Origin of the sequence: Streptococcus sp. UMB1203 (genome assembly GCF_030217725.1) — a bacterium.
Lineage (GTDB): Bacteria > Bacillota > Bacilli > Lactobacillales > Streptococcaceae > Streptococcus.
In genome coordinates this window covers 1-22,753 of sequence record NZ_JASOOK010000023.1, presented here as the reverse complement: position 1 = coordinate 22,753, position 22,753 = coordinate 1, and the positions used below count along the sequence as shown (strand labels likewise).

The following is a 22,753-nucleotide window of genomic DNA, read 5'->3' as shown; positions in this document are numbered from 1 at the left end:
TTCTATTCTACCATATTTTTCAAGAAATATTGCTGATAAAAGGCTGGTGGATAGAGCTTTTGCCAATCATTTTGAGGATTTTCTTGGTAATAGGTTTGAAAATACTGATAATATCTGGTCAAGTCCTTCTCAATTTGGCAAAACTCACCTACTAATGGTCGAATTTGTGGATACCATTCTTTTAGCCCATAAGTCAGGAGATTTTCCCCCTTTTGATAGGCTTCTGCTTGTTCTTTCATCCAAATAGGATTTTGATAATAGAGTTGTTGCTGAATATAGCTACAGATGTCCTTATCCTCAGAAACTGTAAAATGAGATATTTTTTGTTTCTTATAGGGAAAACGTAATATCTCCAGTAGACTATCTTGGCCATAGGGAAATTCCTTGATTTGATAATGGAGTTTGCCTCGAAGATCCTGGTGTATGAGATATTTAATCCTTAAAACCTGTTTCCCCTTGTCTACTTCCCAAACATAAAAGCCCATGTTTTGACTAAAATAGAGAAAACCTTGTTGCAGACGAGTCAAACGCTCCTTGAGCCAAAGTTTTTGACCCAGTAACCACAGTACTTGGTAACCCTGACTACGATAGCCCTCGCTACGCTCTTTAAGAAGTTTTTGAGGCAAGGGACTACACTGAACTTCTAGAGCAAGATGACCATTTACAAATACATCTGCAATCTGTTTAAGCTCTGGAAGAGGGTATTCTAATTGCACCTCTGAATCTCTTTTCAACCAGTGATAGAGGACTTCCTTATTTGCCAGGTGTTCTGGACTTTCATTTTCAGAGGAAAAATCACAGTCTTTTAAGGTTTTGTGGGCAAAATGGGCCCGGACACTTGGTCCTTGACGCAAACGGAGCTGACCCCCACAAGCTGGGCAGGTGTATGCTTGCTTCTCAAGCTTATCCTCTAACACATTTACCAGCTGTCCCCTAGCATCTCTCGCAACAAACATGATTTCCCTCCTTTTCTATATTATTCGTAAAAAAGAAAAAAGATCAGGAAAATTCCTAATCTTCATTCATGTTTATTTGATTTTCTTAGCTAGCATGGTCGCAAAGCGTAGTTGAATGCGATTGCCATTTTCATCGCGACGGTGCAAATGGCCTGGATTTTCATTGTACTTAACCAATTCCCAGTCCTTGTAATAGTATGCCAATTCTCCTTCTTTAAAGGTGAATGGGAAGTTCACTGAGCAAGGGTAATCTTCCGTATCCATAGCACAAACGATAAGGTTGTAGCCACCAATAGTGGTTTTCTCCTGCATATTTTTGATAATTGCAGGAATGCAATCTGCTTGCAAAAACATCAAAACAACTGTTGAAACAATGAAATCATACGCTTGCCCAATACTGGCTGAATTGATATCGTAGAGACCAACAGGCATGTCCAAATCTTCCTGCTCCACAATGCTTTGCAAGATTTCAAGGGCCAGTTCATTTTGATCCACAGCTGTCACATCAAAACCATTCTGTGCAAGAAAGAGGGAATTACGGCCCTGACCACAGCCCAAATCCAAGGCTTTCCCTGGTTTTACTGTCTGCATTGCCTCTAGGACCTCTGAATGAACCGGATTGGTATTGTATTTTTTAGGGAAATAATCCTCAGGTTTACAATAAAATTCTAAATACCATTCTACATCGTCTGTTACAGCCTCCACTCGGTGCCAGGCTTGTGGTTGTGCCATGGGATTGTCAGCCCCTGCTTCAAATAGGTGTTCAGCTAGAACCTCCCCATCCTCTGTCAATTCAATAAACTTGAGAGTTCCTTTTAAAACAGTAATCTTGCCCCAAGTCCCAACCTTGGTATTGTGTTTCTGCTGAACAGCCTCTGGCATGGTTTCTTTAGTCCACAAGGGCATTCGTTTATAGGCAACTAGTTTTTCCATCTTCATTCCTCTTTTTATCGCTGATTAACAGCTTTCATAACACGCGCGATGTCGCGGTTTTGCTCACGACGTTTGATAGACTCCCGTTTATCATAGTCATGCTTCCCTTTAGCTAGGCCTAAAAGGAGCTTGGCATAGCCATCTTTGATATAGACCTTAAGGGGAACCAGCGTCATTCCTGTCCCTTTAGTCTCTTGTTCCAATTTTTGAATTTGCTTCTTATGGAGCAGGAGTTTGCGACGGCGTTCTGGTTCTTGGTTCCAGATATTACCCTCTTCGTAAGGAGCGATATGAACATTGCTCAACCAAACTTCCCCATTTTTTACTTGGGCAAATCCATCCTTGAGATTGATTCGAGCAGCTCGCACACTCTTGATTTCAGTTCCTGTCAGGACCATCCCTGCCTCTAGCGTATCTACGATTGTATAGTCGTGGCGCGCCTTTTTATTTTGTGCGACGACCTTTCCCTCGCCCTTTGCCATGCTTGGCTCCTTTCTTAGCTACTTCCTTGTAAAAAGGCTTCTTACCCTTTTTCTTCTTATCTTTCTGAGAATGCTTGCGCTTATCATTTGAGCGTCCTGATTTTCTCTTATCTTCCTTCTTATCTGAACGACGACTTGAACCACGCCCTCTGTCACTACGATTAGACTGTTTCAGGCCTTTTTCAATCACATCAAACTCACTTGGGATGTAAGAAAAGTCAATTTCACCAGTCATCTTGTCGGCTCTTTCAACTCGGATACGGATTTGCTGACCTACACGGAAGGTTGTTCCTGATTTCTCTCCACGAAGAGTCAAATCACGTTCATTGAAATGATAAAATTCAGGTAGATTAGTGATGTGAATCAAGCCTTCAACTGTGTTTGGCAATTCGACAAAGAGACCGAATTTGACGATACTTGATACAACAGCATCGTACTCTTCACCCACGTATTCTTCCATATACTCAGCCTTTTTCATGGCTTCGACTTCACGCTCTGCCTCAATGGCACGACGTTCACGGTTGGAAGACTGGGTCGCAATCTCTGGAATTACTTGTTCAAAATGCTCTGCTATTTCCTTAGAACGGCCGTAATCACGAATCATACGGTGAACAAGAAGGTCTGGATAACGACGAATCGGGCTAGTGAAGTGAGTATAATAGTCAGCAGCTAGTCCATAGTGGCCGTGATTGTGCTCTGAATAGCGAGCCTGTTGCATGGAGCGAAGAAGCATCATGGACAATACATCTGCATAAGGTTCTCCCTCAACAGCACGCATGATGTCTTGGAGAGCCTCCTGGCTAATCTCACTAGCAGTCCCATAAATGCGCAAGCCAAAACTCGAAGCATAATCAATAAACTTCTGAACCTTTTCAGCCTTTGGCTCCTCGTGAATTCGATAGATGAAAGGTAAATCCAGCTTGCTGAAATGTTCGGCAACTGTTTCATTAGCCATCAACATGAAGGACTCAATCATACGCTCGGCAACACCACGCTGACGAAGAACGATATCAACAGGCTTACCTTGCTTATCCACTAAAATCTTCGCTTCATTGGTATCAAAATTAAGGGCACCACGTTTCACACGCATGTTTTCTAGAATTTCATGGAGCTTGGCCATGAGTTCGATACTTGGAACAATTTTCTTATATTGTTGTCTCTTTTCCTCGTCGCCTGCCAGGATATCATTGACATCACTGTAGGTCATCCGGAAGCTAGTCTTGATAACCGTTTGTGTGATGGTGTAGTTGACTACACGACCATGTTTATCAATCTCCATAATGGCAGACTGAGTCAAGCGGTCAACTTGAGGATTGAGGGAGCAGATTCCATTTGACAGTCGTTCTGGAAGCATTGGGACCACACGGTCTGTCACATAGACAGAAGTTGCGCGGTTAAGGGCCTCCTTATCAAGGGCAGAACCCTCAGTCACATAGTAGGAAACATCTGCGATGTGAACTCCCAGTTCGATATTACCATTTTTCAATGCCTTGATATGCACCGCATCGTCCAAGTCTTTGGCGTCAGCACCGTCAATGGTAAAGGTTATCTCATCTCTCAAGTCCAGACGGCCTTCCATATCCTTTTGAGACGGAGCATTAGGTACACTTTCTGCTTCTTTGACAACAGCCTCTGGAAATTCTGAGACAATGTCCATAGACTCCAAAACCTCAAGAACATCAATTCCGACATCCGTTGAATGACCCACTACATCGAGGACACTAGCGACAAAGAAATCATGTTTCTTGCTCGGGTATTTGTCGATAAAGACCTTGAGAACTTCTGTTCCTTCTAATTTTAGGGCTGGTTTCTTCACATAAATCGGTTGACTGATTTTCTGATTTTTTGAACGGATGTAACCCGCATACTTAGGTTTTTCCTGATCTAGAACGATTTGACCGACAACAGTTGTCAAACTGTGTTCTAGGATATCGATAATTTTGGCTTCCGCTGCTGTTCCCTTGTTACGATCAGCGACTTTCTTAATCACTACCTCGACGGTATCACCATCAATAGCATAGTTGACATCGTTTTTCCCTACAAAAAGGTCGTCCTCCTCACCTTCTAGGCTGACAAAACCAAAGCCATTTTTATGGGCATGAAAAATCCCCTTGAGAGTAATCTCATGTTTTTTCTTGACTTCCAAAGTCAAAGTTCCATCTTCTTCAAAGCGAATCTGGTGCTTTCTTTCCATTTGGGACAAGGTTTTGATCAACTCACGAAAATCCTTGGACCTATCTTTTCCCAAAGCCTGAGCCAAGTCATTGACAGTTATCTTTCCCTTGTCTTGTAAATATTCTTTTATAATTTCTTTCATATTTTCTTTCTAGATTTTTTAATTTTCTTTTACTGTAAAACCTTCTCAAATATCATTTAAAAATAAAAAGAGGCAAAGACCTAGTCCTGCCCATTATTTTCTTATCTACTTGATAATACCGTCAATGCTAAGGCAATGGCTAGCCAGAAAAAGACTAAAATCCCTGTCAAACGCTGCATTACAGCTTCAAAACCGCGTGCTTTACTGCGTTCAAACAAATCACCTGAGCTGGCATCAAATACATTGCTGGATTGATTTTTGGTTGGTTGCATGAAAATCGCAATCACAATCACAACAGATAATACTAATAAAATGGTTAATAATAGGTTATACATATCAAACTCCTTAAAATCCCTATTATTTTACCATAAAATCTACTTAGATTCAAGATGTAGGGTTACTTTTCTTTCCTTGGGACAATACTTTAAAACCTCAATCTTGTCTGGATGGGTTTTTGAATTTTTACTGGTTAGGTAATTGATACTGCCACAAGAGGAGCATTTGAGATTAATTTTTACTCGCACTAGATTTCCTTTACTTTTAATAATGTTCGAAATTGAAGCAGGTTAAAGAGACAACTAAAGGCAACACAAAGACTTGTCGCATGGAATACTGCATGGTAGCCAAATTGGCCTGCTACTGCAGAACCTGCCATTGGCCCAACGACACCTCCCAGATAAAAGAATACCTGATTGAAGGCAAAGACCCTCGAAATACCAGCTTTGGGCGTTATCTTGCTGAGAAGAGCATTAACTCCAGGAATCAAGGCACCGGTTCCCAAGCCAAAGAGAAAACGATAGAGTCCTAGTTGAAGGGGGCTAGAGGCATTAGCACAGAGGAGATAGATGATGACTGAATAAAACTGGGCTACAACCAAGAGACGATGATTGCCCACTTTGTCACCTAGCTTTCCCATGACTCCTGCACTCATCATACTGGAAAAGCCCATACTGGATACAATCAAACCAGATACAAAGAGAAGATTCTCTGTCTGGCCTAATTCGCGCACATACAGAGCTAAGATAGGGCCAATCGATTGGGCTGAAAATTGGATGACAAAACTAGTCAGAAAGAGGTTGACCAAGAGATAGGGGTATTTAACTGATGTAAATAATTCCTTTGTTGGGATGGCCTTTTCTTTTGCTACTGGTTGAAAATCTTCCTTGATAAAGCAAATAGTCAAAACAGCGGCTAAGAACAGAAAACTACCAACCAGTAAGAAAACCGTACGAATGCCAAATAATTCTGCAATAAAGCCACCGATAAAGGGACCAGTTAGAGTGCCTGCAACTACGCCAGTAGACAAAGTCCCGAGAGCGGATCCTGATTTCTCCTTGGGAACCTGACTGGCTATCAAGGCCGTTGCATTAGGAACAAAACCCGCAAATACACCATTCAGTAAACGAAGAAAGATTAACCAATAAATATTTGGCACAAAGGCCAAGCCTCCCATAGTGATAGTCATGGCCAGACCAGCACGAATCATCATGGGTTTTCGACCATATTTATCAGCAAGAATACCCCAGATAGGAGAAAAGAGCGCCGCCGAAATAGCAGAGACAGAAATAGCTAATCCTGCATAAAAAGCGACTTGCTCACTCCCTACACCTAGATTTTCCACGAAGATGGGCATAAAAGGCACAACTAAGGAAATACTGGCTCCTGTCAGAAAATTACCAAAACAGGCAATGCGCAGATTATCCTTCCAGTTAATCTCTGTCATCTTGCCTACCTCCCTCAAGCAGGGAGAATACCTGAGTAAGAAGCTGGTCCTGATTTCCATTGTTGTTTAAAACATGGCTGGCCAAATCTTTCTTTTTTTCTAAAGGCCACTGGGCTACCAGACGAGACTCAGCTTCATCCTTGGATAGCTGGTCCCTTTTCATTAAGCGTTCTACTTGGACATCTCGGTCCACATAGATCAACCAAGTCTCATCAAACCAAGAGACGTAGTCCTGCTCAAAAAGCAAGGGAATATCCATGAAGAAAATCTCTTCTGTCTGAGCCAACTGGTCTCTCAACGTAGCTAGCTCCTCACGGATAATCTTTCCTTGGATTCGCTTAGACCATTCCTGTTCTTCAGGATTTGAAAAGATAAGACTAGCTAGGATAGGGCGATTAAGTTCTCCGTTTTCAAGGATGATTTCTTGCCCAAAGTGCTGGACTAGAGCCTCAAACAGACGACCACCAGGTTTCTGTAGTTGGTGGACGACTGCGTCGGCATCCACTACTTGAAAGCCTTGCTTTCTTAGAAAATTTGTCACGGTTGACTTACCAGAGGCAATTCCCCCAGTGATTCCAATGATTTTTCCCATCAATTCCTCCTTTGGCACTGAGGACAAAAATGGGTACCTCGTCCACCTAGTTGGATTTTCTCAATGATGGTGCCACAGCGTACACATTCTTGACCAGCCTTGTCATAGACTTGATGAAAATCCTGCATGGTTCCATCTTCCCCAAAGGCATTGGTATAAGTTCGGATGGTGGAACCACCTTTTTCAACAGCCTGTCCCAATACAGCAATGGTCTGGTCATGAATAGCTGTCGCTTTTGCTGCTGTCAAAGTCTGGGAAGGTCTAGCCGGATGAACCTGAGCTCGCCAGAGAACCTCATCCACATAGATATTTCCAAGTCCAGCTACCAAAGTCTGGTCTAGGAGATGGGATTTGATAGGCTTTTTGGACTTGGCAAGGGCAGCTTGAAAGACCTGCACATCAAAGTCTTGTTCGCTTGGTTCAGGACCTAATTTTTTAGAAATAAAGTAGGCGTCTAAAAGGTCAGGAGCCAAGAGTTCCATAGTACCAAACTTGCGAACATCCTCATAAACAAGCGTGCCACCATCCTCAAACTGGAAGAAAACATGGGCATGCTTGCGTTCAGGAACCTGGTCTGGATAGTAAAAATACTTGCCTTCCATGCGCAAATGGGAAATCAAAACTTTATCTGTCAGGTAAAAAAGCAAATATTTACCACGACGTCCCATTGACTCAATAATCTGACCAGGCACTTCCTTTTGAAACTCGTCCAAATCTGTCTTAATCATCTTAGGATAACGAATTTCTATACTCGAAATCTTCTTTCCCAAAATCAATTTTTCTAAGCCACGACGAACGGTTTCAACCTCAGGTAATTCAGGCATAAATCCTCCTTCTGTAAAAACAAGAAGCAGGCATGAGCCCACCTCTACTTAATATTCTTTTTCATTATAGCCAAAGTCAGCCAAATCTAGCTTTTTATCGCGCCAATTTTTCTTGACCTTGACCCATGTTTCTAGAAAGACCTTGTCTCCTAGCATGAGTTCGATATCACGACGGGCCATGCTACCAATTTTCTTAAGCATAGCGCCACCTTTACCAATGATAATTCCTTTCTGACTATCACGCTCGACCATAATTGTTGCACGGATGTGCACCTTGTCTGTCTCTTCATCCCGTTTCATAGAATCAACCACTACAGCAACTGAGTGAGGAATCTCTTCACGAGTTAGGTGCAAAACTTTCTCACGAACCATCTCTGAAACCAAGAAACGCTCTGGGTGGTCTGTGATTTGATCAGACGGGAAATACTGGAAACCTTCGTCCAGATTTTCACTCAAAATATCCACTAGACGAGAGACGTTATTCCCTTGAAGAGCTGAGATTGGAACGATTTCCTTAAAGTCCATTTGATTACGAAAATCATCAATCTGAGACAAAAGCTGGTCTGGGTGAACCTTATCGATCTTGTTCACAACCAAAATCACAGGAACCTTGGCAACCTTGAGGCGTTCGATAATCATATCATCGCCCTTACCACGCGCTTCATCAGCAGGCACCATGAAAAGAACGGTATCCACTTCGCGAAGGGTACTGTAGGCAGACTCAACCATGAAATCTCCTAGAGCTGTTTTAGGCTTGTGAATCCCTGGTGTGTCGATAAAGACGATTTGTTCCTTATCAGTCGTGTAAATACCCATGATTTTATTGCGCGTTGTCTGCGCCTTGTCACTCATGATAGCAATCTTTTGCCCCATAACGTGATTTAAAAAGGTTGACTTCCCAACGTTGGGACGTCCTAAAATGGCTACAAAGCCTGATTTAAAAGTCATAATTTCCTCTTACTGTTTAAAATAATAAATCCCAAATTCGTGGGAGAAAAATCAATGCACCTGTTAAGGCTGCGAAAAGAGAGACCACTAGTACCGCGCCAGCCGCCATATCCTTGGCATTTTTAGCCAGCATGGAAAAGTGATAGTGACTGGCCAAATCCACCACATTTTCGATAGCAGAGTTAATAATTTCAAAGGCTACTACCAAGAAAATGCTCAATAGGAGAAAGAGCCATTCGATTCGTGACACCTGAAAAACAAAACCTGCAAGGATGACCACTAGAGCCGTCACGGCATGTTTTCGCATATTACGTTCTTCCTTAATAGCAGTAAAAATACCTGTCAAGGCAAATTCTAAACTGGATATCAGGTCACGATTTTTCCATTTTCGTTTATTGTCTTGTGAGTCCATAGGCTGTTAAAATTTCTTCTTGTAAACCGAACATCTCCGCTTCTTCTTCCGGAGTGTAGTGATCATAGCCGTTGATATGTAAAAAGCCGTGTACTGCCAAGAAGCCCATCTCACGTTCAAAGCTGTGGCCATATTCCTCAGCCTGCTCATGAGCCTTATCGATAGAGATGAAAAGTTCCCCAATATAGGCATCAAACTCAGACATCATCTCTGCCAATTCTGGATTTTCAAGTAAATCCTCTTCGTCAAAGGCAATTTCCAACTCCGGCTTATATTCAAGGCTGATGACATCTGTCGGACGGTCTGTGTCACGGTACTCCAGATTGAGTTCATGACTACGCTCATTGGTCACAAAAGTGACTGCCATCTCCTTGTCTTCTTTTCCTAATTTTTGGGCTGCAAATTCCAAAATTTCTTGGGTTTGTTGCAACATTTCTTTTGAAACTTGACCAGTTTCATCTACCATTTCAATATACATGTGCTTCTCGTTTCTCTTTACTTGGCTTTATTATACCACATTTCCATGATTTTATTCTACCTTTTTGATATAATACTATGGAATACAATCACAAGGAGAGAACGATGTCATTTGACGGATTTTTTTTACACCACATGGTTGAGGAATTGCGCAGAGAGTTAGTGAACGGTCGCATTCAGAAAATCAATCAACCTTTTGAACAAGAGTTGGTCTTGCAAATCCGCAGCAATCGCCAAAGCCATCGCTTGCTCCTCTCTGCTCATCCCATTTTTGGACGAATCCAACTGACCCAAACGACTTTTGAAAATCCAGCCCAACCTTCTACCTTTATCATGGTTTTGAGAAAATATTTGCAGGGTGCCCTGATTGAGTCCATTGAGCAGGTGGAAAATGACCGAATTGTGGAAATTACAGTTTCCAATAAAAACGAGATTGGAGACCATATCCAGGCTACCTTGATTATCGAAATCATGGGTAAACACAGTAATATTCTACTGGTCGATAAAAGTAGCCATAAAATCCTCGAAGTGATCAAACACGTCGGTTTTTCACAAAATAGCTACCGCACCTTGCTTCCTGGGTCGACCTACATCGCTCCGCCAAGCACGGAATCACTCAATCCTTTCACCATCAAAGATGAAAAGCTCTTTGAAATTTTACAAACACAAGAAACCACAGCTAAAAACCTTCAAAACCTTTTTCAAGGCTTGGGACGTGATACGGCAAATGAATTGGAAAATATTCTGGCTAGTGATAAACTATCTACCTTCCGTAGCTTTTTCAGTCAAGAAACCAAGCCATGCTTGACTGAGACTTCCTTCAGTCCAGTTCCTTTTGCAAATCAAGTGGGAGAGCCTTTTGCCAGTCTTTCTGATTTGTTGGACACCTACTATAAGGATAAGGCTGAGCGCGACCGCGTCAAACAGCAAGCCAGTGAACTCATTCGTCGTGTTGAAAATGAACTTCAGAAAAATCGACATAAGCTGAAAAAACAAGAAAAAGAGTTACTGGCGACAGACAATGCTGAAGAATTTCGCCAAAAAGGAGAATTGCTGACAACCTTCCTCCATCAAGTGCCTAACGACCAAAACCAGGTTATCCTAGACAATTACTACACTAATCAACCAATCACAATTGCGCTTGATAAGGCCTTGACTCCCAACCAGAATGCCCAACGCTACTTTAAACGTTACCAGAAACTCAAAGAAGCTGTCAAATACTTGACTGATCTGATTGAAGAAACCAAGGCAACCATTCTCTATCTGGAAAGTGTAGAAATCGTCCTCAATCAAGCTGGACTAGAAGAAATCGCTGAAATTCGTGAAGAATTGATCCAAACAGGCTTTATCCGCAGAAGACAACGGGAGAAAATCCAGAAACGCAAAAAACCAGAACAATATCTGGCGAGTGATGGCAAAACCATCATCTATGTCGGTAGAAACAATCTTCAAAACGAAGAACTAACCTTTAAAATGGCCCGCAAGGAGGAACTTTGGTTCCACGCCAAGGACATTCCTGGAAGCCACGTCGTCATATCAGGAAATCTAGACCCATCCGATGAAGTCAAGACAGACGCGGCAGAACTAGCCGCCTACTTCTCTCAAGGTCGCCTGTCAAATCTGGTCCAGGTAGATATGATTGAAGTCAAGAAACTCAACAAACCAACTGGTGGAAAACCTGGCTTTGTCACTTACACAGGACAAAAGACCCTCCGTGTCACACCAGACCCCGAAAAAATCGCATCCATGAAAAAATCCTGATTCGACTTGAAATCAGGATTTTTAGCTTATACTCTTCGAAAATCTCTTCAAACCACGTCAACGTCGCCTTGCCGTATATATGTGACTGACTTCGTCAGTCTTATCTACAACCTCAAAACAGTGTTTTGAGCAACCTGCGGCTAGTTTCCTAGTTTGCTCTTTGATTTTCATTGAGTATTATACTCAAATCATATCCAATTATAGGACTAATCTTTTCCACCAAGTCGACTATTGATATTCATCATGATACTAGCTATTTTTTCACCCCAGTACGGATCTGATGCATAGCGTACATTCATTCCTGTCGCTTTATTTCCAAGGTGATCTCTTCCACGGTCAATATAGTTCTCACGAATCCACTTGGCCGCACCAAGAATTCCTTTATCTACATCATCAAATTTCTTAGCTGAATCATAGGGACTGGTATCGTAAGCAGCTATTCCGAAGAAGTTATTTTTATCATTAGCAATTTGGCTACGTCCCCAAGCACTTTCTAGCGCACTGTGAGCCATTAAATAAAGAGCATTGACACCGTAACGTTCTTCAGCTTCTTTAAAAATTGCTCCTTTACCAGCAAGACGGCTGTTTCGGATATTCATCATCGAATAAACTCTATTTAATTCATCCGCACTATAGTTGGTTGGTTCAGTCAAATTCTTAAAAAGAAAACGATTCTTGATAGTAAACCCATCAAAATGTTCTCCATCATTTGAATAATACTTCTTGCCAATTTTCATGGCTGAAGTATGTGGAGCTACCCGAATACTAGTGTATGGAGAAAGTTCATGATATAGGAATCTTCCGTCAGTAGTATAGTGAGGAATAAACTCACTTTCTTCATCAACTAAAGTCAAATCGTTTTGATTCATATAACCAGACAAGCCTGATATTGAAACAGCAAGGCGACTGCCCTTACTTTTAGAGCTATCATAGGTCACAATACTTCCCTGATTGACATAACTCAAAATATCTCCTGATTCGCTATAAATATAGGCTGTGATTGGTCTAACCTTAAAATATTTGGGGCTTTGAATCCACTTTCCATCCCCCTGGAAGAAGTAGGATTTATTTTCGATGTTAAAAGCACCAGTAACATAACTCCCATCTTCTTTTAGGTAGTACCATGCATTGTAGTTAGGGTCAAAAATCCATTCATTCTTGGCCATATAACCACCAGATTTGAGGTAATAAGCATCAATCCATTCACGTGAAGCATAAGCACCACCTGATTTTAGGTAAAACCAGCTATTATAAGATTTATCAAAAATCCATTCTTTTTCAGCCATCGCTCCACTATTTTTTAGATAGTAAGCATCTTTCCACTGATTACTAGCCATCACACCGTCACTGTTAAAATAGTACCATATTCCATTAATTTTTTCCCATTTATTACGGACAATCTTTCCTGAATCTGTAGCATAATACCATTTATCAGCAATTTTTTCCCAATCATTTTGAGCCATTGCCCCACTGCTATTAAGAAGATAATCGTCAACTAGAGTATTGCTAGCCATAACTCCATCTTGGTTGAAGTAATACCAAACATTGCCAACTCTTTCCCATCTATTACGAACAATCTTTCCTGAATCTGTAGCATAATACCATTTATCAGCAATTTTTACCCAGGAATTTTCTACCATTGCTCCACTAGTATGAAAAGCATAGTCATTAACAATCCTATTGCTAGCCATGATTCCATTTTGATCAAAGAAATACCAGACACCCGCAATTTTTTTCCAGTTTTTGATTGGTTGATTATTCTCATAAAAAAGCCATTCCCCGTTCTCTTTCTGCCAACCATTCTTAGGAACTTCTTCAACTTTTTCTTTGTTTGAAATAGCCTCTTTTTTAGAATTATCTTCTTCTACAACAACTGGTTCTTTCTTTTTTTCCGTCTTTGCAGTCTCATTCTTTGTATATTCAACAACTTTTTTCTCTTCTGATGTTGGAGTCTGATTTTTATCCACAGATTGACTCTTATTTGTCGTTTGACTTTGGTCTGTTGTTTTATCTTCAGCAAATACTGATGTTGTTGGCACAATTGCCAATGCAAGCACTGCTGTGCTTACAAGTAGTGTTCTCTTCATTTTACTCCCCTAAGTAGAAATTCATCTACATCATTCATGATTAATTTTATTCTAACATAGTTATAAAGATGAGAATATTACAAAATGATGAAAATTCTGTGTCTTATTGACGATAAAGATGTTCTAGCTTATCTAAAGCTAGCTTTTACTTCCTGACGGAGATTTTCTAGACTGCTAATGCCGTATTTGTCCATGACTTTTGGCAGATTTTCAATAATATCAGGACAGGCATATGGATTGGTAAAGTTGGCTGTTCCAACTCCAATGGCCGATGCTCCAGCCAGATACATTTCTAGGGCAGCTTCTGCCGAATCCACTCCTCCCATTCCAATGATGGGCAGGTCTGTAGTTTGGGCGACTTGGCGGATGAGTTTGAGGGCTACTGGAAAGACTGCTGGACCAGACATTCCACCTGTTCCATTGGCCAAGATTGGTTTTCTGTTTTTGAGGTCAAAACGCATTCCAACCAGAGTATTAATCATAGTCAAGCCACTTGCTCCCGCATCTTCTGCTGCTTTTGCAACGGTGACAATATCTGTCACACTAGGGGTTAGTTTGACATAAACTGGTACATCTGAGGATTCGACAGCTGCTTTCACCACATCATAAGCCAGATCAGGGTCTTGACCAATCAAGAGTCCATGATTACAGTGATCTACGTTGGGACAAGAAATATTGAGCTCAATAGCCTTCACATTAGCTGCCTTGGAAATACCATGAGAAACAGCAGCATACTCTTGTTTTGAAAAACCAGCTACATTGGCAATAATAGGAAGATTTGGATATTCTCTTTCCAGCCAAGGTAACTTTTCAGCCAAAACAACTTCCAAACCCGGATTTTGCAAGCCAATTGCATTGAGCATACCAGCAGGTGTCTCTGCTACCCTTGGAGTTGGATTGCCAAAACGGGGTTCAAGGGTCGTCGCCTTAATCATAATAGAACCTAAAAGGTCTAAATCATAGTACTTGGCATACTCTTGTCCAAAGCCAAAACAGCCTGATGCTGGAATAATCGGATTTTTCAAATCCAAGCCAGGTAGAGAAACTTGTAAACGATTTCTAGTCATAATTTTCTCCTTATAATACAACTGTTCCTGTGCGGAAAACAGGGCCATCTTCACAGACACGTTGGCTGACCGTCTCGCTTTCTGGCACTTTTAAGACACAGGCATAGCAGGCCCCCATCCCACAAGCCATACGAGATTCCAGAGATAGATAGGCTCTTGGGTGGTCATAAAAGATTTGATTGATATACTTCATCATTCCTGGAGCCCCACATGAATAGACGGCGTCAAAATGAGTATCTAAATCATTGATGACAACTGAAACATTTCCTTTAGTACCATAAGAACCATCATCTGTCGTTACAAAGACCTGACCATATTGAGCTAATTCCTTTTCGAGAATAACAGCATCCTTGTTAGCAAAACCGAGCACAGTCACTACTTTCACCCCACGGGCATGCAATTCCTTGGCCACCTCAAGCAAGGGCGGAACACCAATCCCACCACCAACGAGGAGAACCTGGCTCTGTTCATCAAGGTCAGACAAGTCAAAACCATTTCCCTGAGGCCCCATCACATCAAGGGTGTCTCCCTGACTTAAGGTTGAGAAAATAGCTGTCCCAGCTCCCTCAATCCGATAAATGAGATGACACTGCTTCTTAACCTTATCGATAGACGAAATTGAAATAGGGCGACGCAAAAGATGGGCATCATCAGGCACACGCAGATGAAGAAATTGGCCTGCTCGCATAGCTTCAACCATTTCCCCCTCTAGGACTAATTTAAAGATTGCTGGCGCGATTTCCTCCTGTGCAACCACCTTCATGGTTTCCAAACGAATTGCACCCAAACGTTTCTTACATGTTGGATTCATGACTTTTCCTCCTTAAATTTTAAGGGGACCAGACAAAGAAAAGACCTTGCTAATGCAAGGCCTCAGTTAAAATCGTACAACAGAAGAGAGCACACTCAAAAAGTCTCCTCTAGAAAATTGTACTATTCTTTTATCTGACACCTTGTGAGTCTCTCTGGACTCCCCTTAAAGGTTAAATTTTTATTAGTATACTCTTTCAGCTAAAAAAAGTCAAGTAGAAAACGAACATTCTACTGGACCTCACAAGATTATTTTTCACGAATGACTTCGACCTTGTAGCCATCAGGGTCTTTGACAAAGTAATAGTTAGGTGCAGTTCCTGGTAGGCCATTTGGCTCAGTAACTTCATATCCTTTGGCACTGTGCTCTTGATGAAGTGCCTCAAGATCAGGTGTACTGAGGGCGATATGGGCAAAGCCATCTCCAACCACATAAGGGCCGTGATCATAGTTATAAGTCAACTCTAACTCATAGTCGTCACCCTCAAGACCTAGATAGACAATCGTGAAGGCATGGTCTGGAAAATCTCTGCGACGCAATTCTTTAAATCCAAAAGCATCTTGATAGAATGCAATTGATTTTTCAAGATTTTCTACTCGCAAGCAAGTGTGTAGCATTTTTGAAGCCATATTTTTCTCCTTTATTTTTAAAAAGACTGGGACAATCCTGTTCCAGTCTTATCTGTTATTATTTACCAAGTTTTGCTTTCGCTGCATCTGCAAGAGCTGTGAAAGCTGCTGCATCGTTAACAGCCAAGTCAGCAAGCATTTTTCGGTTAACTTCGATCTCAGCCAATTTCAAACCATGCATCAATTGTGAGTATGAAAGTCCGTTCATACGAGCTGCTGCATTGATACGAGTGATCCACAATTTGCGGAAGTCACGTTTTTTCTGACGACGGTCACGGTATGCATAGTAGTAAGAGTTCATTACTTGTTCTTTTGCAGTACGGAACAAGATGTGTTTAGCTCCATAGTAACCTTTTGCTAATTTAAGAATACGTTTACGACGTTTGCGTGATACAACGCCACCTTTAACACGTGCCATGTTTTATTTCCTCCAAATATTTCCTAGAATTCTTTACTTACAGTCAAGCTATTATTTCAAGCGAGTAAGCATTGCTTTGATACGTTTGTAATCTCCTGAATGCACCATAGATGCTTTACGAAGATGACGACGTTGTTTCTTAGTTTTTCCGTGGAAACGGTGAGAAGTGTAAGCACGGAAACGTTTAAGTCCACCAGAACCTGTACGTTTGAAACGTTTAGCTGATGCGCGGTGTGTTTTTTGTTTTGGCATGATTTTTTCTCCTTTATTTAACTTTCTGACAATTATTTTTTGTCAGTCGCTGGCGCCAATTGCATGAACATTTGACGTCCATCCATTTTAGCACGTTGTTCGATGATGGCAATATCTTGAGTTGCTTCAGCAAACTCGGCTAAAACTTTTGCACCAATCTCTTTATGGGTAATCATACGACCCTTAAAGCGAATAGATACCTTAACTTTATTTCCTTTTTCAAGGAATTTGCGTGCATTGCGAAGTTTTGTATCAAAGTCACCCTTGTCAATAGTTGGACTTAGACGAACTTCTTTCACAGTAACAACACTTTGTTTTTTACGTTGTTCTTTTTGCTTCTTCTGGTACTCAAATTTGAACTTACCGTAGTCCATAATTTTTGCAACAGGCGGTTTGGCTTGGGGTTGAATCAACACTAGGTCAACATTAGCGTTATCAGCCAAAGCTTGCGCTTCACTGAGTGGCTTGATACCTAACTGTTCTCCCTCAAGACCGATTAAGCGAACTTCACGTACACGAATCTCATCATTGATGAATAAGTCTTGCTTTGCTATGGTTTTCACCTCTTTTGTTTTATTAGAGAAAAACAATAGCGGACTCGTAAATATACAAGCCCGCACGTTATGATAGCGTTTCTTAGAAACTTTTCATCCGTAGGGCCAGGCAACTTAATGTCACAAGGCGAGAAGCTCTCACTTCTGCTTTTCTCAACTTTTATATGATACCAAGTTTTCTAGACCTTGTCAAGATAAAAAGTTATTTTTTTGAAAAGTTTTTGTTTGCAGTTTAGCTTGGTTTTCGAATCAAAAAGAGAGAATCAAGTTGATTCCCTCTCTATGTTAGTTTTTACTTATTTTCCCTATAGAAAAACTAAAACCTATTAAAAACTTCCTTTTTACGTGAACTTCCCCATCTTTCAATAAATAGAATCCCCACCAACAAAAGGACAATCAGGCAAGGAAGTAAGACCATTCCCATACTCCAATTCAGATTGACATTATCAATTTGCTTAGGTAATCTTCCAGATAAAATCTCCACTGAACGCAAGTAAGTAAAGGGAATCAGATGTGCAATCTTTTGGAGAGGCTGAATTGTTTGAATGCCAAACAATAAGCCAACAATCCCAATAAGTGAAAGAAAAAGGACAGGCATTTTTTGCTTGAAAAAGTAAGTAATCAAATACACAACTTCCACAATGACGATAAAGGCTAAGAAAGCTAGTAACAAGCTAGGAAATAATACATCTTGTATCTTTCCAATAGTTACCTCTTGATTCACTAAGCTATAAATCGGGTAGGGATAATCTAACTGTCCAAAACCACTTATCAGACTTCCCACTAGAAAAGAAAATCCGCTGATTCCGATAAACAGTACAGTTACATAGCCCACTCCAACTCCAAGGGAGGACATGGCAAATGCCACTTTTGAAAAAGGATATAACTGAGCTGTATCCAGATGATTTTGATATCTTTCTGCAAATAGTTGCGTTAGCATAAAAATAATAGCAACTACAAACAAGCTTGGGATGATAGCCTCTAAAATCCAGACAATCTGATCAATCCCGTAGGTCGGATAAACTAAATTGTGCGCTTTTATGTTCAAGGGATATAGGGCTTGGTAAGTCTTTCGTTCGCGGTCAACCGCCATTTTTAAGTCAGAACTAGCAGTCGGTTCCTTTGATAAAATTTCATAACTCTTCTCTACATCTTGCCACTGCAAATAGTAGGCTTCTTTCCAGCGCCCTTCTTTTAACAAAGCCAGAATTTCTTTCTTTTGCGTCAAAAGATTTTTTTGCGAGTCTAAATTTTCTTTAGCAAACTGGTATTCCTCCGAGCTGGTGTCAGATATTTGGGAGAGTTTCTCTTCATATTCATTGATGATTCTCTCATCTTTTACAAGACGGGTTTCCAACTCGCTCTCCAAGCTGACGGAGTTTGCAGTCTGACTATTAAAATAAAAGGTAACACCGAGTCCAGATACAAATAAAGCTAAGATAATCCAGTTTAAGCGACTTTTGAAAACTTTTTTCAATAAAAATAGACTAACATCTTTCATAAACTAAACCTCTTCTATCTGCCCCTGATTAATGGTTACTACTCTATCGCAGACATCAACCAACTCTTCCTTATAGTGGGAACTTAAAAGAACCAGCTGTTCTTGTCTATCGATTTGTACTAGCCTATCAAAAAACTTCTGTCGATAATACTCATCTAAGCCATTTGTAATCTCATCCATAAGCCAGCATTTCGCCTGACTGAGGAAATACATGGCAATCACCAAGCGTTGCTTCATTCCTAAGGAATACTTGCGAATGGGAAGGCTGATATAGTCAGACATTTCCCAGTAGGCAATTTCATCCCTCAAGTTCAGACCTGACTTCCAGATGTTTTTGATAAGACGAAGGTAGTCCATCCCACTTAAGTTTTCATCCAGCCATTCAATACTCTCATAATAAAATAAAGAAGGAGGGGCTGCAATATTTCCACTACTTATAGGAATTAAATTGCTAATGGCACGGAACAGTGTCGTCTTTCCAGAACCATTGATAGCAAGAACACCATAAATCCTACCCTTTTCAAATGTAAAGTCAACATCTTGTAAGATGACTTGTCGCGTTTTTAAGGTCACATGAGTAAGCTGCAACATATCTAGCCCTCCTTTTATCACTCTTTAAGGATTAATAGCCTCCGCTGTAGTAGTTTAGTACCTCATAACGATCATAATTCCAGCCAGAATCAACTTTATATTCATCGTAGCTATCATAACGATACCATAACAGGGGATTAATATTGTTATATATCTGGCAATTCATACTAGACTTATAGTAGGTATTCCAATCATACCGATAAGTTTTAAGAACGCTTTTAACAGATACACTGGACTGAAAAAGATCAATAATCATAAACTAACTAATTAAGCGGTTTTTGCTAATTTTTAATGGTTTTATTGCATTTATATCTTTAATATTGAACACGCTTTCATTATATCGTTTTTATCATTATTATGCAACAGATTTTTGGTTTTTGTTTTCTTACTAATCTATAACAACTTTTCCTCCTATCGAACGCTTTCGATTTTCCAACTTTTCCACCCTTTAAACCGTATAGCTCCTTGCTGGTCAGTTCGGTAAACTTTACTATTGATACCTTCCAGTCGGGTCAAGGTTTCCTGATGGGGGAGTTTCGTTCGATTGCTCTTTCCAACTGATATAAGAGTAAGCTCTGGTTTGAGTTTTTCTAGAAAGGCTGAACTTGATGATTTTTTATTGCCATGTTGACCACCCTTCAAAACATCCACCTCTAGGTCAGGATATTGCTTCAGAAGATCCTTCTCTCCTTTCTCCTCCAAATTTCCTGTGAAGAGAAAGTACTTATCCAAGAGTTTCCCATAAAGAACTAGGGAATTTTCATGACCTCCATCTCCAATTTTCCTTGGAGATAGGACTTCTAATTGCCTTCCGAAAATTGCCAAGTGTTCCCCCACTGACACACTACGCACCTTGGTTTGAGTCGCCTGTAGTTCTGCCACAAATTCCTTCTGTTTCAGACTGCCTTTGGATACTAAAATCTCCCCAATATGGAAAGCCTTGGTCACCTCTAACAAATCTCCAACATACTCCTTGTCCGTGTTAGTCAAAATTAGCTGGTCAATCTTGGCTACTCCTCTACTTTTGAGATAGGGAATCAAGGTTCGCTGGGCATTGCTGGTCGTCGCCTTTTCTTGCCATTTTTCGATTTTCTTATCAGATTCTGCCTTGCCACCGACATCTATGAGAATGGTTTTACCAGTTATATCCCGTAGGAAAATACTTTCTCCTTGCCCCACATCCAGCATGGTGATTTCATTTTCCAGTGGATACTTGGTCAAGAAAAAGAGACCTGTAATCAATAAACTCAATACTGTTAGCTTTTTAATGTTTTTCCTCAAATCATAGACTAAAGCCAAGGAAATTAACAATAGGATTAAAAGCCATGCATTGGGTTGTCCAAAGACTAGAGGCCTACTTGCCACCTGAGAGACCAAGCGAATAATGCCCTCCAACCATTCAAAGATAAAATTCAGCTGAATGACTGAATAGAGAAAGGAAAGGGCAAATAAGATGGACAAGAGCGGTAAGAAGACCAAATCAAATAGAAAGGAAAAGACAAAGGTCAAAAGGATGGACCAAGGCTGAAATTCCGCAAAATAGAAGGACAGAATGGGCAATATGCCCAAGGAGATGACTAGACTTTCTCTAGCAACAGCCTTGAGCCCCTCCCCTTCTTTGCTGGTCATGATCAAGATAAAAGCATAAGCGCAGGACAAAACTCCTCCTGCAGTCAGGAAAAAGTTGGGCATGACGATAAAGAGGATAAGGACCGTCAAGGCAAAATTATTCAAACCCTTAACGCCATGTTGAGCCAGTAGCTTTTGCAAGAGACTGCGAATGACCGAAGCTGAAAATCCTGTCAGACCAGCATAGATAAGGGAAAAGGGATAAGTCAGCCACTTCAACTTTTCTTGGGTCAAGCCCAATCGCAAGAGAAGTTTCTTAAAAACATCCATGAAAAAGCCTACCTGCATACCTGACAAGGCAAAAAGATGGATAATTCCTAGACTGGAATAAAGCTCATTCATCTCCTCAAAGTCGGTGTCCAGATGTCCTAATAGAAGCCCCGTCATGTAATTGCGCATAGGATCTGGAAAGTGCGTCTTAATCCAAACTACAGCCTTACGGCGTAAACTCGACAGATTTTCTCCTATATCCCAACTGCTAACCTTTTGAAGTGACTGGATTATTTTGATATTGAGAGTCTGGTAAATTCCCTGAGTCTTCAAATAGGCTTGATAGTCAAAACCACCAAAATTTCTCTTCCCTTCTGGTTCCGAAAGTTTTCCTTCTAATTCTATATCATGAAGGGCTGTTAAAGCTTGAAAGGATTCTTTCTCCTCCTCGGACTGTAGTTTATAATAAACTTGGAAAATTCGTCCATAAGACTTGCCACGAAAGGATAGACTGTCACCATTGACCTTAATAGTGTCTGGTAAAATTCGTACCCTTTCAACAGAATACGCCAAATTTTGACTCGCTTGACTCTGTTGCCAAGTTTGAAACAGAAACCAGAAGCCAAAGATTCCACAAATTGCTAAAACTTTTCCAGCAGATTTCCACGAAAATTGGATAAAGAGACAGACTAGCAGAAAAACAAAACCTAGCAGTGCGAGATAAGATGCTGAGAAAATAGCGTAGTAAAGCCAGAGCAATAGAAAACTCAGATAGATTAGGGGAAGGGGGAAATTCTTAATCCACTGTAACATAATCTTTTAGCTTTTCTATGGTCTTGGCACCAATGCCAGAGACTTTCTTGAGTTCATCAACCGACTTGAATTTGCCATTTGCCTCACGATGGTCGATAATGTCCTGAGCTCGTTTGGCACCTAATCCCTTGACCTGTTTAAGCTCTTCCAGACTAGCCTTGTTGAGATTGACCTTCTTTTCTTTGCTCGTTGAAGAGGCCGTCCCAGAAGCAGTCTGTTGACTAGCTGCTTCTTCTCCCTTAGATGGAACGTAAACCAGAGCCTCATCACTAACTTTCTGAGCTAGATTGAGCGACTTGCTGTCTGCTTGCTCTGTCAAACCACCAGCTTTCTGCACAGCATCATTGACCCGACTTCCAACTGGTAAATCATAAATCCCTGGTGTTTTGACAGCACCTTTCACATCTACTGTGATTAGATCTTGTTCAAGGGATTCTTCCTTTTCTTCCTTCTTCACTTCCTTTTCGGTTAATGAATCCTTGGAAACAGCTGCAACTTCTGCCTGCAAATTCGTTTCCTTGACAGGTGTGTGTGGAGCTGGTTTTAGTAGGAAAAATCCTCCTACAAGCAAGCCTAGACCAGTACAGATGACGATGATTTTATACTCTTTGATTTTCTCGATAATTGCTTCCATATTTTCTCCTCTCTTAGATTATTCGTAAGAGGAAGAAAAAACAGTCGAAAATTTCGGCTCTATAATATTTGTAGTGGGTAAATCCCCTATAGATATTATGGAGCCTATTTTTGTGTAGAAAAAAAGTCCCAT

Annotated in this window: 25 protein-coding genes and 1 other annotated feature; of the genes, 1 reads left to right on the top strand and 24 read right to left on the bottom strand. The window is 40.8% G+C overall.

What is annotated here, in order from left to right; all coding sequences use genetic code 11:
• Nucleotides 1-2: 2 nt before the first annotated feature.
• The 12 genes from QP439_RS06810 to ybeY form a co-directional block, all read right to left on the bottom strand.
• Nucleotides 3-956, bottom strand: a complete 954-nt coding sequence (locus QP439_RS06810; RefSeq protein ID WP_285388934.1) for a competence protein CoiA — start codon at nt 954-956, stop codon at nt 3-5.
• 72 nt (nt 957-1,028) lie between these two features.
• A complete protein-coding gene (gene tehB / locus QP439_RS06805) occupies nt 1,029-1,889 on the bottom strand; it encodes an SAM-dependent methyltransferase TehB (RefSeq protein ID WP_285388932.1) in 861 nt (286 codons plus the stop codon).
• A 14-nt stretch (nt 1,890-1,903) separates the two neighbouring features.
• On the bottom strand, nt 1,904-2,371 hold the full coding sequence (gene smpB, locus QP439_RS06800) for an SsrA-binding protein SmpB (RefSeq protein WP_001051750.1): 468 nt from the start codon (nt 2,369-2,371) through the stop codon (nt 1,904-1,906).
• Nucleotides 2,334-4,688 carry a ribonuclease R gene (rnr, locus tag QP439_RS06795; RefSeq protein WP_285388922.1) on the bottom strand — a complete coding sequence of 785 codons (2,355 nt, stop codon included), beginning with the start codon at nt 4,686-4,688 and terminating at the stop codon, nt 2,334-2,336. The genes smpB and rnr overlap by 38 nt, the downstream gene beginning before the upstream one ends.
• 101 nt (nt 4,689-4,789) lie before the next feature.
• Nucleotides 4,790-5,023, bottom strand: a complete 234-nt coding sequence (secG, locus tag QP439_RS06790; RefSeq protein ID WP_000282517.1) for a preprotein translocase subunit SecG — start codon at nt 5,021-5,023, stop codon at nt 4,790-4,792.
• A gap of 39 nt (nt 5,024-5,062) precedes the next feature.
• Entirely contained in the window at nt 5,063-5,212 is a 150-nt protein-coding gene (gene rpmG, locus QP439_RS06785; protein ID WP_001809104.1) for a 50S ribosomal protein L33, read from the bottom strand.
• A complete protein-coding gene (pmrA, locus tag QP439_RS06780; protein WP_285388910.1) occupies nt 5,212-6,411 on the bottom strand; it encodes a multidrug efflux MFS transporter PmrA in 1,200 nt (399 codons plus the stop codon). Before pmrA ends, rpmG begins: the two co-directional genes overlap by 1 nt.
• Entirely contained in the window at nt 6,398-7,003 is a 606-nt protein-coding gene (gene coaE / locus QP439_RS06775) for a dephospho-CoA kinase (protein WP_285388907.1), read from the bottom strand. Before coaE ends, pmrA begins: the two co-directional genes overlap by 14 nt.
• Entirely contained in the window at nt 7,003-7,827 is an 825-nt protein-coding gene (gene mutM, locus QP439_RS06770) for a DNA-formamidopyrimidine glycosylase (RefSeq protein WP_285388905.1), read from the bottom strand. Before mutM ends, coaE begins: the two co-directional genes overlap by 1 nt.
• 48 nt (nt 7,828-7,875) lie before the next feature.
• Nucleotides 7,876-8,775 (bottom strand): GTPase Era, encoded by a 900-nt coding sequence (gene era, locus QP439_RS06765; RefSeq protein ID WP_173226420.1) that lies wholly within the window; start codon nt 8,773-8,775, stop codon nt 7,876-7,878.
• A 16-nt stretch (nt 8,776-8,791) separates the two neighbouring features.
• On the bottom strand, nt 8,792-9,187 hold the full coding sequence (locus QP439_RS06760; protein WP_000378166.1) for a diacylglycerol kinase family protein: 396 nt from the start codon (nt 9,185-9,187) through the stop codon (nt 8,792-8,794).
• Nucleotides 9,168-9,665, bottom strand: a complete 498-nt coding sequence (gene ybeY, locus QP439_RS06755) for an rRNA maturation RNase YbeY (protein WP_000275156.1) — start codon at nt 9,663-9,665, stop codon at nt 9,168-9,170. The genes QP439_RS06760 and ybeY overlap by 20 nt, the downstream gene beginning before the upstream one ends.
• Nucleotides 9,666-9,769: 104 nt before the next feature.
• On the opposite strand from ybeY, the gene pavA reads away from it, so the two are divergent.
• Nucleotides 9,770-11,425, top strand: coding sequence for an Rqc2 family fibronectin-binding protein PavA (gene pavA, locus QP439_RS06750; protein ID WP_261446836.1), 1,656 nt, complete (start codon nt 9,770-9,772; stop codon nt 11,423-11,425).
• A gap of 206 nt (nt 11,426-11,631) precedes the next feature.
• On the opposite strand, the gene QP439_RS06745 is transcribed toward pavA, so the two are convergent.
• From QP439_RS06745 to QP439_RS06690, 12 genes are all read right to left on the bottom strand, one after another.
• Entirely contained in the window at nt 11,632-13,512 is a 1,881-nt protein-coding gene (locus QP439_RS06745; protein WP_261039273.1) for a glucosaminidase domain-containing protein, read from the bottom strand.
• Between the two features lie 128 nt (nt 13,513-13,640).
• The gene (locus QP439_RS06740; protein WP_192852008.1) at nt 13,641-14,627 is read right to left on the bottom strand and encodes a dihydroorotate dehydrogenase; all 987 of its coding nucleotides are present in this window, start codon (nt 14,625-14,627) and stop codon (nt 13,641-13,643) included.
• On the bottom strand, nt 14,590-15,390 hold the full coding sequence (locus QP439_RS06735) for a dihydroorotate dehydrogenase electron transfer subunit (protein WP_261446837.1): 801 nt from the start codon (nt 15,388-15,390) through the stop codon (nt 14,590-14,592). Before QP439_RS06735 ends, QP439_RS06740 begins: the two co-directional genes overlap by 38 nt.
• A gap of 248 nt (nt 15,391-15,638) precedes the next feature.
• The gene (gene gloA / locus QP439_RS06730; protein WP_000157153.1) at nt 15,639-16,019 is read right to left on the bottom strand and encodes a lactoylglutathione lyase; all 381 of its coding nucleotides are present in this window, start codon (nt 16,017-16,019) and stop codon (nt 15,639-15,641) included.
• A 58-nt stretch (nt 16,020-16,077) separates the two neighbouring features.
• Entirely contained in the window at nt 16,078-16,437 is a 360-nt protein-coding gene (rplT, locus tag QP439_RS06725) for a 50S ribosomal protein L20 (protein ID WP_000124834.1), read from the bottom strand.
• Nucleotides 16,438-16,488: 51 nt separating this feature from the next.
• On the bottom strand, nt 16,489-16,689 hold the full coding sequence (gene rpmI / locus QP439_RS06720; RefSeq protein ID WP_001125943.1) for a 50S ribosomal protein L35: 201 nt from the start codon (nt 16,687-16,689) through the stop codon (nt 16,489-16,491).
• A 32-nt stretch (nt 16,690-16,721) separates the two neighbouring features.
• On the bottom strand, nt 16,722-17,252 hold the full coding sequence (gene infC, locus QP439_RS06715; RefSeq protein WP_000848180.1) for a translation initiation factor IF-3: 531 nt from the start codon (nt 17,250-17,252) through the stop codon (nt 16,722-16,724).
• Between the two features lie 15 nt (nt 17,253-17,267).
• Nucleotides 17,268-17,399 (bottom strand) — a sequence feature (ribosomal protein L20 leader region).
• 160 nt (nt 17,400-17,559) lie between these two features.
• Complete coding sequence (locus QP439_RS06710; RefSeq protein ID WP_285388876.1) at nt 17,560-18,744, bottom strand: hypothetical protein; 1,185 nt, start codon at nt 18,742-18,744, stop codon at nt 17,560-17,562.
• Between the two features lie 3 nt (nt 18,745-18,747).
• A complete protein-coding gene (locus QP439_RS06705; protein WP_285388873.1) occupies nt 18,748-19,335 on the bottom strand; it encodes an ABC transporter ATP-binding protein in 588 nt (195 codons plus the stop codon).
• 31 nt (nt 19,336-19,366) lie between these two features.
• Entirely contained in the window at nt 19,367-19,591 is a 225-nt protein-coding gene (locus tag QP439_RS06700) for a hypothetical protein (protein ID WP_285388871.1), read from the bottom strand.
• 155 nt (nt 19,592-19,746) lie between these two features.
• Nucleotides 19,747-21,987, bottom strand: a complete 2,241-nt coding sequence (locus QP439_RS06695; protein ID WP_285388868.1) for a DNA internalization-related competence protein ComEC/Rec2 — start codon at nt 21,985-21,987, stop codon at nt 19,747-19,749.
• Nucleotides 21,971-22,621, bottom strand: coding sequence for a helix-hairpin-helix domain-containing protein (locus tag QP439_RS06690; RefSeq protein WP_084927567.1), 651 nt, complete (start codon nt 22,619-22,621; stop codon nt 21,971-21,973). Before QP439_RS06690 ends, QP439_RS06695 begins: the two co-directional genes overlap by 17 nt.
• Nucleotides 22,622-22,753 lie beyond the last annotated feature (132 nt).